An 18177-nucleotide genomic window follows, 5' to 3' on the forward strand; every position below is an offset into this window, starting at 1 on the left:
TTGTAGTAAATAAAGTAAAATGGAAACATTAAAATTTATAACAGCAGGGAATGTAGATGATGGGAAAAGTACTTTAATTGGTAGATTACTGTATGATTCTAATAGTATCTCAACAGATCATTTAGGCGTTTTAGCAAGTAAATCAGATATAGGAGAAGAAACGATTGACCTAGCTTTAATTACTGATGGATTAAGAGCAGAACGTGAACAAGGTATTACAATAGATGTAGCATATAAATACTTTTCTACAGTTAATAGAAAGTTTATTATAGCAGATTCTCCTGGACATCAGCAGTATACTAAAAATATGATTACTGCGGCATCTGTATCCGATTTGATTATCCTATTAATTGATATCAGAAAAGGAATTACAGAACAGACCAAACGTCATGCTTCAATCGCTTCTCTGATGGGAATTAAAAAAGTCGTTGTAGCAATCAATAAAATTGATTTAGTAGACTATAACGAAGGTATTTATGAGGAGATTAAGTCAGACTTTGAAGTATTAAGAAGTCAATTAACCTTTACAGAAGTTGTTTATATCCCTATTAGTGCTCTACAAGGAGATAATATTGTAAAGTCTTCATCACTAACTCCTTGGTATACGGGTAAAACCTTGTTAGAGGTCTTAGAGACCATTCATATAGAAAGCCAATTGAGAAATGAAGCTCGTTTTCAAGTACAATTTATTATTAGACCTCAGACGAAGGAGTATTTAGATTATAGAGGGTATGCAGGCTTAGTATTAAGTGGTCAATATAAAGTAGGAGATAGGGTAAGAATACTTCCAAGTAATATTTCTACAACTATCACAAAGTTAGAGAAGAATCTTAGAGATGTATCTAATGTTATAGCAGGTGATAATGTTGTAATGCATTTTGATGCAGATCTGGATATTAGCAGGGGAGATACAATTTATTTAGAAGAACAAAAAGCACCTTTAGCAACGAATAAGCTTACTTCTTGGATAAGTTGGTTAGATACAGAAGATCTGCAATTAGGTAAAACGTATATTTTACAACATCGTTTTCACAGTGTTCGAGTTAAAATCAAATCGATAGATAGAAAGTGGGATATAAATACTCTTGAGTTTAACATAGGTGAAGAGGTGAGCTTAAACGATATCGCACAAGTTAGCCTACAAACCAATCAAGCATTAAACTATGATCCTTTTGTAGAAAATTCTAAAACAGGGAATGCTATTCTAGTAGACGAGACCTCTTATAATACTGTAGGGGCTTTAATGTTCTTGTAAACTACTTTTTACAAGTATGAGGGACTACATATATAACAAGACAATAAAGAATAGAGTACCTAATAAAGAGCTATTTGAAACTTGGTTAGATCGATTCTATAATTGGTTGTTTACCAATTATAACTATGAATCGTTTGCTTGTTTTTTAGCTGAAGAACAGACTTTGTGTCTTGAACTGGAAGTGGTATTACAAAGAGTTATTACTAAAGATAAAGCAGGTCTTAAAGCACAACTGTTTTTTAATCAAGTAGAAACGTTGTATAAATTATTAGAGTCTGATTTAGAGGGATATATGAGTTATGATAAGTCTGTTCAGTCTAAATCAGAAATAATAGCTTTTAACTCAGGTTTTTTAGCGATGTATCTCTATAGGGTCTCACAGGTATTTATTGATCTAGGGATAACTGTTTTGCCTCAGATAGCTAATCGATATGGATACCGTCTTACGGGAATAGATATTAGTCCATTTGCAAAAATAGGTAAACAATTAATACTTATCAATGGTTTAGGAGTTGTGATAGGGAGTACAGTAGTTATAGGAAATAATGTAAGAATACACCAAGGAGTAATCTTAGGAGAACATAGACAGATATTAGATTTGTGTTTAAAGGAATCTATTGTGATTGAAGATAATGTTGTAATACGAGAAAGAGTTTCTATTACAGGAAAAGCCATAACGATTGGTAAAGGATCAAGGATAGGACCAAATCTTCATATACCAAGCTCTATTGAAGCTAATTCCAATGTAGAATTAGATAGTCAATATCGCATAAGAATAAATGAAATAATAATAAAGTAACCAAATTAAAAACCAAAGAGAATATAAAATGAAAGTAGAAAGTATTTTAGGAACAATTGGAAATACTCCAATTATAGGATTAAATAGATTCTTTCCAGGATCAAAACAAACTTGGATAAAGCTTGAAAAAACAAATCCAGGAGGAAGTATTAAAGATCGTATTGCCTTGGCAATGATAGAAGATGCTGAGAAGCAAGGTTTGTTAAAACCAGGAAGTGTTATTATAGAACCAACATCTGGAAATACAGGAATAGGACTTGCTCTGGTAGGAGCTGTTAAGGGATATGATGTTATTTTAGTTATGCCCGAGTCAATGAGTGTAGAGCGAAGAAAATTGATGGAGATATATGGAGCTAAATTTGAATTAACTCCACGAGAAAAAGGAATGAAAGGAGCTATTGAAAAAGCAACCGAATTAGTTCAAGAAATTCCTAATGCATGGTCACCAAGACAATTTAATAACCCTGTGAACGTAGATATTCACAGTAGAACAACTGCATTAGAAATTATTCAAGATTTTCCTGAAGGATTAGATTATTTAGTGACAGGAGTCGGAACAGGAGGGCATATTACGGGGGTATCTAAAGTATTAAAAGAGAAATATCCCAATCTGAAAGTGATTGCTGTAGAACCTGATACTTCTGCTGTATTAAGTGGAGAACCTTCTGGACCACATACTATACAGGGGATTGGGGCAGGCTTTATTCCAGAAATATTAGATTTTAATTTAATAGATAAGGTTGTAAAGATTTCAAAAGAAGAAGCATTTGAAGTAGTAAAAGAAGTTGCTAAAAAAGAAGGTTTACTAGTAGGAATCTCTACAGGAGCATCATTGGCAGCTATTACAAAATTATTGCCTTCTATAGAAGATGGTGCTAAGATATTGACATTTAACTATGATAATGGAGAACGCTACTTATCAGTAGAGGGGCTATTTTAATTCTTGATTGTGATGAATAGTGGAAAAGTTATACTAGCAGGTGCTGGTCCAGGAGATCCTGAGTTAATAAGTCTGAAGGCACTTCGGTATTTAAAAACGGCAGATATAATTCTGATAGATCGTTTAGTCTCGCCTGAGCTTATCGAACTGTATGTCAATAAGACGACAAAGGTTATTTACGTAGGTAAACAGTGTTCTAAAGGGATACATACACCACAGCAAGAGATTAATGAGTTAATGGTTTCGTATGCTAAATTAGGAATGACTGTACTTAGATTAAAGGGAGGAGATGTTTCTATATTTTCTAATATTCTTGATGAATTGCGAGTATTAAAAGAAAATAGAATAAAATATGAGATTATCCCAGGCATTTCTGCAGCATTAGGTGCAGCAGCTTATAGTGCTATTCCTTTGACTAGTAGAGGATATAGTCGTGCAGTTCGTTTCTTGACTTTATTTGATACGATTAGTATAGAACAAGATACTTGGAGAGATTGGGCAAAGACAGAGGATACACTAGTATTCTATATGAGTGGGCAAAAGCTGAAGTATTTAGTACAAGCCTTGCTATCACAAGGGATAGCGTCAGAGAAAGGAATTGCTATTATTCAACAGGCAAGTACTATCTATCAGAAGACAACTGTATATTCTTTTAGAGATATTATGGAAAAAGAGCTGATTGCCTTTGAGTATGTACCAACTTTATTTATTGTGGGTAAAGTAGTTGAATTACATGAGCAATTTGCTTGGAAAGAAGAAATAAAAGAAGGAGAATACTATTCTTATTTTGATAATCATATAAAAGAGTTTCAATATGCAATTTGATCAAAAAATAACAAGTTTACAGAAGCAGGTTGAAAACTATTCGCGAGAAGAACTAATCTGGTTTAATGGTTACCTCTCAGGCTTGTTAGCCCAAAATGAGATACAGCCAAGTAATCCAATTGCTGTTAATCAAAGTTCAAAAGTATCAGTGAAGCCTCTTATTCTTTATGGAAGTGAAACAGGAAATAGTAAGAAAGTAGCACTAGAACTTCTAAAGCTTTGCAAACAGAATAAGTTACAAGCTAAGAGTTTAGACTTAGCTACATATAAAGTTGAAGATTTGAGTAAAGAAGATTTTATCATTCTTATTTGTAGTACACAAGGGGAAGGAGAACCACCTCTTTCTGCTCAGAAATTCTTTGATTCCTTATCTAAAGTAAAACTTGAATTGAGTAACGTAAGGTATTGTTTATTAGCGTTAGGAGATTCTTCTTATCCTCTTTTCTGTAAAGCAGGAGAAGATCTAGATAAATTATTACTTCAACAAGGAGCGCAATCTATTTTACCTCTAAAAAAGTTAGATGTAGATTATAAAGAATATACTGCTACGTGGTTTAAAACAGTCTTAGATACTATAGAGAAATCTAGAGGGAGTATTGTAGAAGAAGGAAATCATAAAGACATTAATGCACAGATTACAGTAGAAAAACCTAATGTAAAAAAGGAGTATCAAGGGGTAGTTAGTCACAATGTATTATTGAACGATAGAGAGTCTAATAAACAAACCTATCACCTAGAAATTCGCAGTGATATCACTATAGACTATCAGCCAGGAGATGCCATAGGGGTTTACCCTCCCAATAAGCTAGGTACAATGATAAGTATAGCTAAGTTATTGGGCGAAGAGAGTAGATATGAAGAGTTAGAGGGGGTGAGCATTACAGGGCTTACAAAAGGGGTAATAAATAAGTTATCAACTTATTTAGGAGTAGATATTATTGAAGATAGGATTGACTTATTGGACCTTTTAGAAATCTATACTAATAGAAAGTCAATAGAACTAGATGGGATAAAAGCGATTCTACAGCCGATTGTACCAAGGCTTTATTCTATTTCGTCTTCTAATTTAGCTCATGAGGATGAAGTACACTTAACTGTAGCTTTAGATCAGTTCTTGGTAGGAGCAGAAAAGAAACAAGGGTTGTGTTCTTCTTATTTTTCTGAATTAGAGGTTGGACAAGAACTCTCATTCTATATTCATAGAAATAGTGAGTTTTATTTACCTGATTCTAATAAGGATATTATTATGATAGGACCAGGAACTGGTATTGCACCATTCAGAGGTTTTATTGAACATAGAGATACAAGTGGAGCAGAAGGACGCAATTGGTTATTCTTTGGAGAACAGCACTTTGTATGTGATTTTTACTATCAGACAGAAATACAACAATGGTTAGAAAGTGGTGTTTTAACAAACCTAGATACTGCTTTCTCTAGAGATCAAAAGCATAAAATATATGTTCAGGATAGGCTAAGAGAAAGAGCTATTGAAGTGTGGGACTGGATAGAATCAGGTGCTATAATTTATGTTTGTGGGCAGAAGTCTCCTATGAGTGAAGATGTTGAACGTGTACTTGTTGAAATCATTATGGAGCAACAAAACACTTCTTTTAAAGCGGCTGAAGAGTATTTAGAAGAAATGTTTTTAAGTGGACAATATAGAAAAGATGTGTATTAAAAAAAGACGAAATGAATCAAGATAAACTATCTCCTATAGAAGGGATAAAAGAAAAAAGCGACGGCTTACGAGGTACGTTAGCACAGAGCTTAAAAGATAATTATACAGGGAATGTAAGGCCTGATGATGAAGCTTTAATTAAGTTTCATGGAATGTATGTCCAAGACGATAGAGATAGACGACAAGAGAGAGCAGAAAAGAAACTAGATAAGCTGTATTCTTTCATGATTAGACTTCGCATACCAGGAGGAGTAATCTCTGCGAAGCAATGGCTGGCTATACATGAAATATCAGAACTATATGGTACAGGTGTATTAAAGATAACAACTAGACAAACTATACAGTTACATGGATTATTAAAGCACCAATTAAGTGATACAATACAAGGTTTTCTTCTTGCTAAACTAGATGCTATTGCTGCATGTGGTGATGTCAATAGAAATGTAATCTGTAGTTCTCATCCACAAGTTTCACCTGTTTTTGAGCAAATTCATCATTATGCAGATAAGATATCTAAAATGCTCTTGCCTAAGACACAGTCTTATTATGAAGTATGGATAGATAACGAAAAGATTTATGATCGATCTATTGAAGCTGATCCTTTATATCAGGACAAGTACCTTCCAAGGAAATTTAAAATAGCCATTGCAATTCCACCAACGAATGATGTAGATGTATTTGCTAATGATATTGGGCTTATTGCTATCGTTGAAGACGATAGATTGATTGGGTTTAACATTGCTATAGGAGGTGGATTATCTACAACACATGGCAATGAGCAAACCTATTCAAGATTAGCTACTGTTATAGGCTTTTCTGACAATGAAGAAGATACGATGAAGTTGATTTATGAAGTATTGACTATACAACGAGATTATGGAAATCGTTCAGACAGAAAGCTTGCTCGTCTAAAATATACTCTTGACAGATTAGGAGTAGAGAACTTTGTCAAGGAACTAGAACATAGAGCAGGAGTACAGCTTCAACCAGCTAGAGCGTATGAATTTACAGAGCGTAATGATAGATATGGATGGCAGCAAGCTCATGATGGTAAATGGTATTATACTTTATTTGTTGAGAATGGTGTAGTACAAACTTATCAAAAAGAGTTCTTATATAATTTATCTAAACTAGCCGTTTCCGATTTTAAATTTACTTGTAATCAGAATTTAATACTTGGAGAAATTGAAGAAGAAGACAAATGGTTAGTAGAGAAGTTATTGGTAGAACACGCAATAGAATTGAGAAATTCAAAACTAAGAGAGAGTTCTATGTCATGTGTGGCATTACCAACTTGTCCATTAGCTTTAGCTGAGGCACAGCGTTATTTACCAGAGCTAATTTCTAAAGTTGAACCATTACTAGCTAAACATAATCTAGGTGAAGAAGAGATTAGTATTCGAATGACAGGATGTCCTAATGGTTGTGGTCGTTCATATTTAGCTGAGATAGGCTTTGTAGGTACTGGTTCACAAGAGTATAATCTTATGCTAGGAGGAGACCGATATGGTACTCGATTAAATCAACTATATAAGAAAAAGATAAAAGAAGAAGAGATCTTATCGCATTTAGATAATTTATTTGGCCAATACAAAGAAGAAGCTTTAGCTAAAGAAACTTTTGGGGACTTTACCTATAGAAAATTCTTTGCTTAAAAAATAAACTAAAACTACCACCACAAAACAATTATTCAATGAAAGTCTGTTGCATTTTTATTACTTCTTTCCTGTTCTAAGGAACTATAAGAGCTACTTTATCTCAGAGTAGTTTAATCACTATTAAACATTGTAAAACAAATTGTAGATCAATCTGCCAGATTGGTCCTGAGGGACTTATATCTCTTTTTTTATTCTTTAAGTATATGATTTTATAGTTAAAGGGTTGTAATATAATAGATTATGAAAAACACATTATTCCCAATATTTCTAAAAACGACTCATTCCAATTTTTTAATTGTAGGAGGAGGTAATGTTGGTTTAGAGAAAACAAAAACATTGCTAAAACAAAATGAACTAACTCATATTACGGTTGTTTCTATTGATTTTAAACCTGAATTCTTTGAATTAAAAACCACCCATGCTAATCTAATATTGAAGCATAGAAGCTTTCTAATAGAAGATTTGTATCAAATGGACTTAGTAGTAATAGCGACGAATAATACTGGCTTAAATCAAGAAATAAAAGCTTTAGCCAATAGTAAGGGATTATTAGTCAATGCAGCTGATCAGCCAGACTTATGTGATTTTTATCTTGGGTCTATCGTAACCAAAGGACAACTAAAGATAGCCATATCTACTAATGGTCAATCACCTGTATTGGCTCGTAGAATGAGAGAGTATTTAGAAGAAGAAGTGCCTGATAATGTAAGCGATAGTATAGAACATTTAAATCAGTATAGAGCACGTCACAAAGGAAATCTAAGAGAAAAGCTCAATAGTTTAAATCGAGTAACATCCGTTATGACCAATCGTAATTATGAGAGAAAACAACTTTTTTCTAAAATCTTTAGACTCACTACTCTTGTGTTAGTTTTTGTATTGGGATATGCTTTATCTAATGTTATTACGTTTCATGATATTCAAGCTGGCTTAGCGAGTATGCCTTCAGAGTTTTACTATGTTTTCATTATTGGATTTTTAGCACAGATAGTTGATGGTGCATTAGGATTGGGATATGGAATGACTTCAGCCTCAGCTATGATGGCTATGGGGCTAAGTCTTCCCACTATATCAGGGAGCATTCATACTGCAGAGATGTTTTCTAGTGCAGTATCTGGATACACACACTACAAGTTTAAAAATGTAAATAAGAAACTACTGCTCTGGCTGAGTATTCCTGGAGTAGTAGGGGCTATTTTAGGGTCGTTGTTTGTGATCTATATTGGTAGTGAGTATGAGTATATCGCTTATCCATTTGTAGCATTATACTTAATGATTATTGCTATTAGGTTAATTAGTTTAGCGTTAAGAAACTCAGTAATCAGAAAGAAAGTCAAATACGTTGGTTTTCTAGGCTTTTCAGGAGGTTTCTTTGATGCTTTTGGAGGAGGAGGCTGGGGGCCTATAGTTACTTCTACGCTTCTAACTAAAGGAAGACCTACTAGATATGTCGTAGGGACAGTATCCTTAGCGGAGTTCTTTGTAACTTTTGCTGCTTCTATGGTTTTCTTTTCGAAGTTGGGATTCGGTTATTGGTATATCTTCTTAGGCTTAGCTTTAGGAGGGGTATTTGCAGCTCCTTTAGCAGCAAGGCTAGCTGGTAGAATGCCTAAACGCATCTCTTATATCTGTGTAGGATTATTGGTTTTTGTAGCTAGTTTAAGAATAGTCATTAAGTTTATATAGGATGAGTAAGAAAGAACAATAGACTTGTCGGTTTTATACAATTTTACTTGTAACTCCTAGTCTAGTTTTGCACTAGAATATTTAATAATAAAACCATGCAAGACATTCAAAAAGTAGTTAGAACTACTCCAACAACGTTATCAAGACCAGTAGGGAATTATTCACATATCACTATTGTGCCTAAAAATGCAACTATTTATACTTTCTCTGGACAGATAGGTACTGACGGTAATGGTGTGATACCAATTGACTTTAATCAACAAGTAGACAATACGTTTAGCAATATTGCTGCCTTGTTAGAAAGCCAAAACCTAACAGAGGTTGATATTATAAAAGTTAATATTTGGGCAACTAAAGAGATTGATTGGGATTATTTTGATAGCGTATGGAGGGAGTTCTTTAAAACTGGAAATCCTTCTATGACTGTAGCTTATATCTCAGCTTTAGGACTTCCTGAGATTGATTTGGAGATCGAGATTTGGGCAGCTAAGGTCTAATCTATTAGAAGAAATAGATAAAGTGCTTCGAATAATCCATCTATTTCTTTTGAATGTCCATTTTTCATTTGACCATAAAAGGAGTCCTTTACAAAAAATAAAATTTATGAGTCAATTAGATGCAAAGCAATTCCCTATAGTAAAAGTAATTATTCAATCTGTCAATGAAGGACATGATCAAGATCAGTATTTTAATGACTATGAAGCATTACTAAAAACAGGTAAAAAATTTGTTATGATTAATGAGGTGAGCGCACCTGATGTAAAGGATACTAAGAGTAACAAGGATCACATGAAGAAAATGAACCTGTGGATGAAAAAGAATAGAGAGCAACTACGCAATAATGTATTAGCCATGATACAAGTAGAACCTAATGAAGAAAAACGCCAAGTAGCAATAGACTTTAAAGAGATTTTCTTTAAGTATTGGGGGCATGAACTTTTTGTAGTCTCTACTGCAGAAGAGGCATTAGTATTAGCAAATGAAAAATTACTAATAGTAAATAAGTAACCATTAGATTTAATATCTAATAAGTCACTTGAGGTTGTTTTTATAGTCCATAAAAAATCCTACAGACAATAGCGTTTGTAGGATTTTTTGGTTTATAAAAGTGACAATAACCTTTAAAAGGTTATTTAAAACTAGTTTCAAAAGTACTTTTAAAAACTTGAATTTCTTTCTTCGTAGTTACAGAAATAAGCTTGTATAAGTCCTCAGGTATAAACTTATTTTTCTCTATAATATCTTTGATAATGTACTCTTCATTGGTTTCTATATCGACTACTTTGTCTTTAACTTTCATGTGTTCTCTTTTAGTTTGAAAGCAAAATTAAGAAGAAAAGAAGAGTATTGCTCTTCTTTTTTTAGCTAAATAGACAATAAAAATCACCTTTAAAAGAAAGAAATAAACTATAAATTACTTTTTAAGGCGACTAGTGTTCTAAATTAAATTTAAAAGAAATAATTTACTTTTTAGTATTCAATAAAGGGATAATGGCTAGCTTATTAATTAAACAAGTTAGCTCTTTTTTAGTTATCCTATAGCTTATGTACTTCTGATTGGATCTAATTGTAAATAGGTTTATACTCTGTCAGCATTAAGTCTGTAATGACTCCGTTAAAATAGCATATTTAACGGAGTGAGTACGGACTCATAACGGACTCACTACGGACTCACTGCTATGAAAAGTTGTCTCGACCTACTAGAACTGTATAGTTTTTAAAAGGCTATATACTTTTAGTCATACAGTGTTGAGGGCCTTTAATGCCTTGATACGTTCTTCCAGAATCTTCATAACCCGTTTTTAAGTATAGATTATAAGCGAGAGCGTTCTCATAGTTAACCCCAAAGACTATTTCATTTACAGTAGGATAATATTCTCTTACTAAGTCAGGTAATAGAAGCATAGTAACTTTAGCTATTCCTTTGCCCTGTTGATTAGGCATGATAGATAATGCGCGTAGTAAAATAGAATCTTTATTCTCTGTATATATCAAACGATCATCAGATAGGTCTAAAGAGAATAGGCCTACTGGGGTATCATCAGATAAGATACAATATTGAGTACGCATTGTATTCTCCATAATATCAGGATTAGTCAGCATATACTTTGGCACAAGAGCAAACGTAGCTTGTTGCTCGTCTAATTCATAAGAAGTTAGTTCATCAAAGTATTTAGGATCATAAGGTTGTATCGTTATCATATTCTTGTCAATTTAAGCCAAGCAATTTAGAATAATATTTTTGTTTTTTTATTGTTAGTTTAAGAGGAAAACGTTTTCTTTATGAGTATATAAGAATATAAATGAAAAAGTATTTATTTATAGTAGTCTGCTTTTTTTTGACTAATGCTATTTTTAGCCAAGAACAATTAATGGATAGTATTATATTAAAGAACTATTCAACTTTTAATATAGAAGCTGAGAAAGAGTCTTTTAAAGGACAAGGTTGGCATGCTTTAGTAACGGAAATGAGCAAAGCTAATTCTGTATTGATTGGGGAAACTCACTTTACAAATGAGGTACCTTATTTTGTCAATGCTGTAATTGATGCAGTTAAATTTGATATCTACTTTCAGGAGATAGATCCTTATTCAAATGGTATTATCGAAAATAAGATTAAGACATTATCTCAAAAGAAACTTGAGCAATTTATTAAGGAGTACAGTTCTACTTTTTCATTTTTAGAGAGAAAAAAGGACTTCTATCTCTATAAAAAAATTGTTGAAAAAGGGATAAGAACATATGGTTTAGAACAAGTTTATTTAGATGCTGATAGGTTGATTATCTCTTATTTAAAAGAGCAGACAAAGAATAAAGAGACTGCTAAAGTTCTTTCTCACATGTTAGATACATCAAATAAATTAGCTTTAGAAGAGGATACCTATCTATTTTCAGAAGATTTTATAGAAAAGAGTAATCTATTACTTAATACTAAACTATCTTCAAAGGAGCAAGAGCACCTAGAAGCAATAAAGTTAAGTAGAGAGATTTATTTAGGAGGTAAACATCACTTAAGAATACAAGTAATGAAGCATCAATTACTAGAAGAACTTCCACATTGGTCAAGTAAGAAAAACCTTTTTAAGTTTGGAGCAGTTCATACCCCTAAAGGAGAAAGTTTAATGGAGATATATGATATAGGTAATCTAGTATTTAATATAGAAGACGCTAACTTTAGAACATCTCTACACATAATACTGATAGGAAAGACTGCAGCTGAAACTATGGATGATCTTAAATTATACAGTTCTTTCTTAGGTGTTGTGACTACTAATGATTGGTATTGTTTTGATCTTAAGCCTTTGCAAAAAGCAATTTCTCAAGGCAAACTAAAAATAGGAGATCAGACTTTACTAAGAATTGTAAAAGGGAATGATTTTTTAATCTATATTCCTGAGTTGACGGAGAGTGAAAAATTCTTATAAATTACTTTGATATAAAAGAAGAAATTAAAGGTCTAAAAATATAGTATCTTTGATGTAATAATAAGATTTAGTTATGCATTATCGAGAGATCCTCCCAATATTGCCCTTACGAGATTATGTCCGTTATTTTTGGGTATTAGAAAACTCAAATGATAAGGCAGAAAAACAAACTTTTAAGATACTTCCTGATGGTATACCCACTTTAATCTATCAAGATAGGCCTAACTTATTTTTAGATCAATATCATCAAGTAGCTCCACAACTCTATGTCTATGGACAGTTTAGTCAGTTTACAGATCAGAGTGTAGAGGGGAGTTTTAGGATAATCGGAGCATATCTAGAACCTACAGCTTTAAAGGCGTTATTTAAATATGATGCTATTGAATTTAGTAATAAAAATATAGCCTTAGAAGACATTGTCCCTAATACGCTTTTAGAACAACTAGTACACACGGATACTATTGAGGAGAAAATAGGTTTATTATCTTCTTTTCTTCTAGAGCAGATTCAGTATAATAGATTTGAGAATAAAAAGATAGATTATATCTCTCTATTATTACAAAAGGGAAAATCATTAAAAGAAATACAAGATGAAATAAATATTTCTGAGAAAACATTAGAACGGCTTGTAAAACAATATATAGGAATGTCTCCTAAGTTGTTTTCAAGAATTATGCGATTTCAGTCTAGCCTTGATTTGTTAAGAGAGAGTAAGTTTAAGAACTTAACGACACTTTCTTATCAGAGTGATTATTATGATCAATCTCATTATATAAGGGAGTTTAAAGAGTTTACAGGGGTTAGCCCAAAGGAATTTATAAAATCCTCTGATGAACAATTGATTAACTTCCCTCTATTTAAATCAGAGGAATAAACTTGTATTCGTCTAAGTATTAGATATGGAGGAGTATCTTATAATAATCCATTAAATTCTGTTTAATATCCATTTTATAATTGGTTAAAAATACAGTCCTTTACTTTTACATAATTCCAATTTTTAAAACTACCTAGAGATATAAATTGAAGTAATTTATAGTGAATATTCACAGCGTCATTTATAAGAATGGCACCTTATAATTGACCTATAAAGATATACCTATCTTACTTCTAAAGTTAATTTCTGTTTTTCCGAAAAAAGACTTTTTATATTATCTTTAGAGGAGTTCACTTGGAATAATTTATTTAAAAGAAAACATGATGAATAAAATAAAACTTAATGATGGGAATCTAATTCCGTCAATCGGATTTGGAACTTACAAAGCAACTAAAACAGAAGGGGTTTTAGCAGTAAAAAATGCTTTAGATAAAGGATATCGCTTACTAGATACAGCTGCTATATATCAGAATGAAGAAGAAGTAGGGCAAGGTATAAAAGAGAGTGGTGTTCCTAGAGAAGATATCTTTGTGACTACAAAAGTATGGAGAGAGAATATGGGATATGAAGAGACTAAAAAGGCACTTGATATTTCGTTAGAGAAACTAGGTCTTGATTATATCGATCTTTATTTAATTCACTGGCCAGCTAATTATAAAAACTTCGGTGATGATTGGAAAAAAGTGAATGCAGATACTTGGCGTGCTATGGAAGAATTACAAGCTGCAGGTAAAATAAAATCAATAGGAGTAAGTAACTTTTGGGAAGAGCACTTAGAGGCTTTATTAGAAACGGCTAAAGTTATCCCTGCTATTAATCAGTTAGAATTTCATCCAGGGTATTGGCAGCCAGAATTAAAAGCATATTGCGAAAAGAAAAATATTGTCATAGAAGCCTGGTCACCATTAGCTAGAGGTAAAGTGTTTAATAATGAGGTGTTAATCAGTATTGCAAAGAAACATAATAAGTCAATCTCTCAGGTATGTTTAAGATGGTGTTTACAACATAATACAATAGCAATACCGAAGTCTAATACTCTAGAAAGAATTATTGATAATATGAATATTTTTGATTTTGAGTTAAGTGATCAAGATATGGATCAAATAAATAATTTACCTAAAATGGGATTCAGTGGTGAAGTGCCTAATGAATGGCCTGACTATGTAGTTTAATATCAAAACGAATCAAGTATTTTAAACCCAGATTAAGCATTAGCCAAATACTGCAAAGCAATTCTACTTCATATCTCTTTCATTTGTTCTAAAACCATACTACTGTATGCTTTTTTCTTAAATTCAGAGCTATTTTGTATAATTACTTTTCGTTTATATGTCTATCGCTTAATCTGGGTTAAACAAAGCCTATAGGCACAGAGTGTGTTTATAGGCTTTGTTCGTTCTATATGAAGGGGAAAGGAGTGATTATTTGTTAGTTAATAAAAAATAAATCGTATTATAGTGCTTTAAAATATAAGTACCTAATCCTTCTTAATATGAACTATAAATTAATTATTCCATTATCGTTTTTGTTTATTTCTTTTACAGGAATGGCAAATGATGTATATAAAGATAGAAATGGGAAATACTATAATATTCAACAATTATCACAAGAAAAGGGAGTAGATAAATCTTTTAAAGAACTATGTCTGATCATAAATCAATATGCTGAGAGCACTCTTCAGAAAGGTAATGTCAACTCATTAGCGATTGCCATTTATAGAGATGGAGAGGTTTATCAGCAGTATTATGGAGAATTAGATAAAGAGTCCAAACAACGACCTAGTGATAATACACTCTATGAGATTGCTTCTATTTCTAAAGTTTTTGCAGGCTCTTTAGTCGCTAAAGCGGTTCTAGAGCAAAAGATTACACTAAATGATGATATCAGAACTTATTTAAAAGGAGATTATCCAAATTTGCAGTTTGAAGGAACTCCTATTACCATTCAGAATTTAGTAACACATACTTTGGGGCTTCAAGATAGAGCTCCTAAAGAGTTAGATGAAATATATAAGAAGACGAGAGAGGGATATTATGAAAATAGACCATTTAGTTATACGATGTCTGATCTATTAGAAGAATTAAAAACAGTCAAATTAGATAAGAAACCAGGTACATTCTACGACTATAACTCAGTAGGACCAGAATTAGTTACTTATATTTTAGAGCAGGTATATCACAAGCCTTATAAAGAGCTATTACAGGAGTTGCTGGATGAGCTTAACTTGAAGCAGACTTCTTTAAATGAGTATGATAGGTATAAGAAACAATTAGCCATAAGTTATAACGAAAATGGGGAAGTAGCTCCTTTACTAAGAAATCCTCTATTAGGTGGATCATATGGTATGATAAGTAGTTTACCTGACTTAACTAAGTTTATGAAGTTTCAGTTACAAAGCAATCAACCTTTTATAAAGGAAGCCTCTCGATTATTATTTAAAGAAGAAGAAGACGGTGATGATAAAGGATATTTCTGGGATGTGGGATACGGTCTGAAGGAAGGTGCTTATTATGGAAAGACAGGAACGTCAATAGGGGTACAAAGTGGTATTCTTGTTTGTCCAGATTCACGTTATGGAATGATAATAATGATGAATAATACTTCGGATGCTGCACAAGATGATTGGTTAGAATTGTATAATAAAATAGAAACAGCATTAATTACTTATCCTAAGATAAACCTAGTATCCCTGCTAGAAAAAGAGTTTAAAAATAACTTTAGTTTAGCTTTAGAGAAGTATAAAACGTTAAAAGCAGATAAAGAACATTATCTCTCAGGGTCATTCTATTTAAATAATTTAGGATATAACTTTCTGAAGAGAAAAGAGATTGATAAGGCAATAAAGGTATTTGAATTAGCGATTCAGTATGATACTAATAATGCTAATTTATACGATAGCTTAGGAGAAGCTTACTTTCTAATGAAGGATTATAAAATGTCTTTATTAAGTTATAAGAAATCACTAGAGCTAGATGCTGAGAATAAGAATGCACAAGAAATGCTAATTAAAATACAATTACTTAAATAAAAAGTATTCTTTACTAAAAAAGGCTATCATTATTCTGATAGCCTTTCCTATTTATTCTTTATTATCTACGAAGTCTTGTAAATAACTAAATCTATCTGTTAGTTTACCACCTTTAGTAATAGTAGCTCTTTCTAGTATTTTATCTTTATCTCCATTAAAGAAGGCAGGTAATACTTGTTCTACAAATACTTCACCAAATCCTTCACTAGCATCTTTTGGTAATTCACAAGGCAAATTATCAATAGCCATCACTGTTATTGCTGCAGGATGGTCAAATTCTACTTCTGTACCTTTCCCTGGATGATATCCATAGAATGGCTCTGCTATAGTAGATGCTTTCAATGTAGAGGCTATAGGGCCATGATCTACATCGCATGAGATATCACCAATTACTTTAATTTGATTAAAAGGAGAATTTAGCATCTCTTTTGTCAAGATAACAGGAGCTCCTTTTTTAAAGAAGTGCCCAGTCATCAGGATATCTGCTACACGAGTAAATCTATCGAAGTCACTAGTGTATAGTTCAGGATGGTCATAAAAATCTTGTTTGTTTCCTTCAGTCCCATCTATTCTTTTGTAATAGTCTTCAACACCTATCTGTGTGTATACAGGTCTATCATACTTTTGGGTTAAGAAGTGTTCTTTAGAAACCTTCTTCATTTTCATCCCGTCTAGTATTTCCATAATACCATGTGCTACCTTTCCAGTTCCAGTTACAACTATCTTAATAGGAGGGAAGTACTGTTTTTTTAATCGATAGATTAAATCTTCTTTGTGAAGTAAGGTTTCAGCCTTGGCTAATTCGAATAATTCATATTTTAACCCAAAGCCTCTTAGCGTATTGTATGCACCTACTATACCTGCATATCTACCAAAGCCAATAATTCTAGTGTTTTTTCCGTCTACAAATGTCTCGTGATCCATTAATGTAATGTTCTTTTCTAAACAAGCTTGTAAGAGCTTGCGATTATGTTCTTGTTTTTTTATTGTGTGCGAAAAAAAGACATAAGTTTTATTTGGTATAAGGTAATCAACAGGAATTTCTTTTACCCCAAGGAGAAGATCACAGTCTGTCATATCACTTGATAGTTCTAATCCTTCAGAAGCATAGTTTTCATCTTTAAAAATTCTAATGTCTGAATGTTCTATCTTAATAGACAGCTCGTTATATTTGTCTAAAGCTTTTTTTACCTGCTTAGGACAAAGCACAACTCTCCTATCAGGAGGCGATTTACGCTCCTTAATAATTCCTAATTTCATAATTTGTTTGTTTGTTTTTTGGTTGGTTTTTCAAATATAGAATTATTTCGGACTCACACAACTATTTTGAATCATAATTTTAGAATTATATACAGTTTTTAATAAGTATTGACGAATAAAATACAGTATGTGAATATTCTAAGAGGAAGAAATAGTATTTGTTTGATTTTTTAAAAATAAATTGTACTTTTGCATTTCATTGCTAACTAAGGCAATCATTGGGGTCGATCGGTATTGACAGCGAGTGGAATTAGTTAGTAAGCACGTCGAGCGTTGTTAGATTGCTCGTAAATATCATCTAACGAACTTTTTAAACGGCGAAAATAACTACGCTTTAGCTGCTTAATCTGAATTATAGTAAGATTGCCTTTAGTTTCCACCAGGTGGAAGAGCTGAATTCTCCTAAAGAGCCTTGGTTTATGGCGCTTTGTTAAGGGGAACCGTAAAGTAAACCTAGAGATGTCTATTGTTTCGCTAGCATTTCGAAATCTTAGGAACTAAGCTTTTGGTGGCTGTTTTTTGCCAAGCCAACGGTCGAAAATCTAATAAAAAACTAAGCGTGTAGAAAGCTTCCTGATTGCTTGTTTGGACCCGAGTTCGATTCTCGGCGACTCCACAGAAAAAAGCCTAACTATTTACTTTTAAATAGTTAGGCTTTTTTTGTATTCAATAGATACTAAAAACTGTATTTTAGAGGATCAGTGACAAAAGTTGGGGACTAGGCAAAAAGTCTAGTTAATCTAAAAAGG

The 18177-nt window shown here is 32.5% G+C and carries 16 protein-coding genes and 1 other RNA gene; 14 read left to right on the forward strand and 3 right to left on the reverse strand.

Annotation, left to right across the window (positions count from 1 at the left end):
- Positions 1-19: 19 nt before the first annotated feature.
- From RT228_RS14670 to RT228_RS14710, 9 genes are all read left to right on the forward strand, one after another.
- Positions 20-1255 (forward strand): sulfate adenylyltransferase subunit 1, encoded by a 1236-nt coding sequence (locus RT228_RS14670; protein ID WP_006260385.1) that lies wholly within the window; start codon positions 20-22, stop codon positions 1253-1255.
- 16 nt (positions 1256-1271) lie between these two features.
- Positions 1272-2054: a serine O-acetyltransferase gene (locus tag RT228_RS14675; RefSeq protein WP_006260384.1), complete on the forward strand. Its 783-nt coding sequence runs from the start codon at positions 1272-1274 to the stop codon at positions 2052-2054.
- 28 nt (positions 2055-2082) lie between these two features.
- On the forward strand, positions 2083-2994 hold the full coding sequence (gene cysK, locus RT228_RS14680; RefSeq protein ID WP_006260383.1) for a cysteine synthase A: 912 nt from the start codon (positions 2083-2085) through the stop codon (positions 2992-2994).
- Positions 2995-3006: 12 nt separating this feature from the next.
- The gene (gene cobA / locus RT228_RS14685) at positions 3007-3819 is read left to right on the forward strand and encodes a uroporphyrinogen-III C-methyltransferase (RefSeq protein WP_006260382.1); all 813 of its coding nucleotides are present in this window, start codon (positions 3007-3009) and stop codon (positions 3817-3819) included.
- On the forward strand, positions 3809-5497 hold the full coding sequence (locus RT228_RS14690) for a sulfite reductase flavoprotein subunit alpha (RefSeq protein ID WP_006260381.1): 1689 nt from the start codon (positions 3809-3811) through the stop codon (positions 5495-5497). Before cobA ends, RT228_RS14690 begins: the two co-directional genes overlap by 11 nt.
- An 11-nt stretch (positions 5498-5508) precedes the next feature.
- A complete protein-coding gene (locus RT228_RS14695; RefSeq protein ID WP_006260380.1) occupies positions 5509-7152 on the forward strand; it encodes an NADPH-dependent assimilatory sulfite reductase hemoprotein subunit in 1644 nt (547 codons plus the stop codon).
- 243 nt (positions 7153-7395) lie between these two features.
- Complete coding sequence (locus RT228_RS14700; protein WP_006260379.1) at positions 7396-8841, forward strand: TSUP family transporter; 1446 nt, start codon at positions 7396-7398, stop codon at positions 8839-8841.
- A 95-nt stretch (positions 8842-8936) separates the two neighbouring features.
- Positions 8937-9338, forward strand: a complete 402-nt coding sequence (locus RT228_RS14705; RefSeq protein WP_006260378.1) for a RidA family protein — start codon at positions 8937-8939, stop codon at positions 9336-9338.
- 106 nt (positions 9339-9444) lie between these two features.
- Entirely contained in the window at positions 9445-9849 is a 405-nt protein-coding gene (locus RT228_RS14710; protein WP_006260377.1) for a hypothetical protein, read from the forward strand.
- 121 nt (positions 9850-9970) lie between these two features.
- On the opposite strand, the gene RT228_RS14715 is transcribed toward RT228_RS14710, so the two are convergent.
- Entirely contained in the window at positions 9971-10141 is a 171-nt protein-coding gene (locus RT228_RS14715) for a hypothetical protein (RefSeq protein WP_006260376.1), read from the reverse strand.
- A 425-nt stretch (positions 10142-10566) separates the two neighbouring features.
- Positions 10567-11043, reverse strand: a complete 477-nt coding sequence (locus RT228_RS14720) for a GNAT family N-acetyltransferase (protein ID WP_006260375.1) — start codon at positions 11041-11043, stop codon at positions 10567-10569.
- Positions 11044-11144: 101 nt separating this feature from the next.
- Between RT228_RS14720 and RT228_RS14725 the strand changes: the two genes are divergently transcribed.
- From RT228_RS14725 to RT228_RS14740, 4 genes are all read left to right on the forward strand, one after another.
- Positions 11145-12266, forward strand: a complete 1122-nt coding sequence (locus tag RT228_RS14725; protein WP_006260374.1) for a hypothetical protein — start codon at positions 11145-11147, stop codon at positions 12264-12266.
- Positions 12267-12339: 73 nt separating this feature from the next.
- Positions 12340-13140, forward strand: coding sequence for a helix-turn-helix domain-containing protein (locus tag RT228_RS14730; RefSeq protein WP_006260373.1), 801 nt, complete (start codon positions 12340-12342; stop codon positions 13138-13140).
- Positions 13141-13463: 323 nt separating this feature from the next.
- A complete protein-coding gene (locus tag RT228_RS14735) occupies positions 13464-14312 on the forward strand; it encodes an aldo/keto reductase (protein WP_006263629.1) in 849 nt (282 codons plus the stop codon).
- A gap of 320 nt (positions 14313-14632) precedes the next feature.
- On the forward strand, positions 14633-16168 hold the full coding sequence (locus RT228_RS14740) for a serine hydrolase domain-containing protein (protein ID WP_006260371.1): 1536 nt from the start codon (positions 14633-14635) through the stop codon (positions 16166-16168).
- A gap of 51 nt (positions 16169-16219) precedes the next feature.
- Here the strand turns inward: RT228_RS14740 and RT228_RS14745 are convergent, their stop codons facing one another.
- Positions 16220-17428, reverse strand: a complete 1209-nt coding sequence (locus RT228_RS14745) for an NAD(P)-dependent oxidoreductase (protein WP_006260370.1) — start codon at positions 17426-17428, stop codon at positions 16220-16222.
- A gap of 220 nt (positions 17429-17648) precedes the next feature.
- On the opposite strand from RT228_RS14745, the gene ssrA reads away from it, so the two are divergent.
- Positions 17649-18047, forward strand: a transfer-messenger RNA (tmRNA) gene (ssrA, locus tag RT228_RS14750).
- Positions 18048-18177 lie beyond the last annotated feature (130 nt).

The sequence above is a fragment of the Myroides sp. genome (genome assembly GCF_032073645.1).
GTDB lineage: Bacteria > Bacteroidota > Bacteroidia > Flavobacteriales > Flavobacteriaceae > Flavobacterium > Flavobacterium odoratimimum.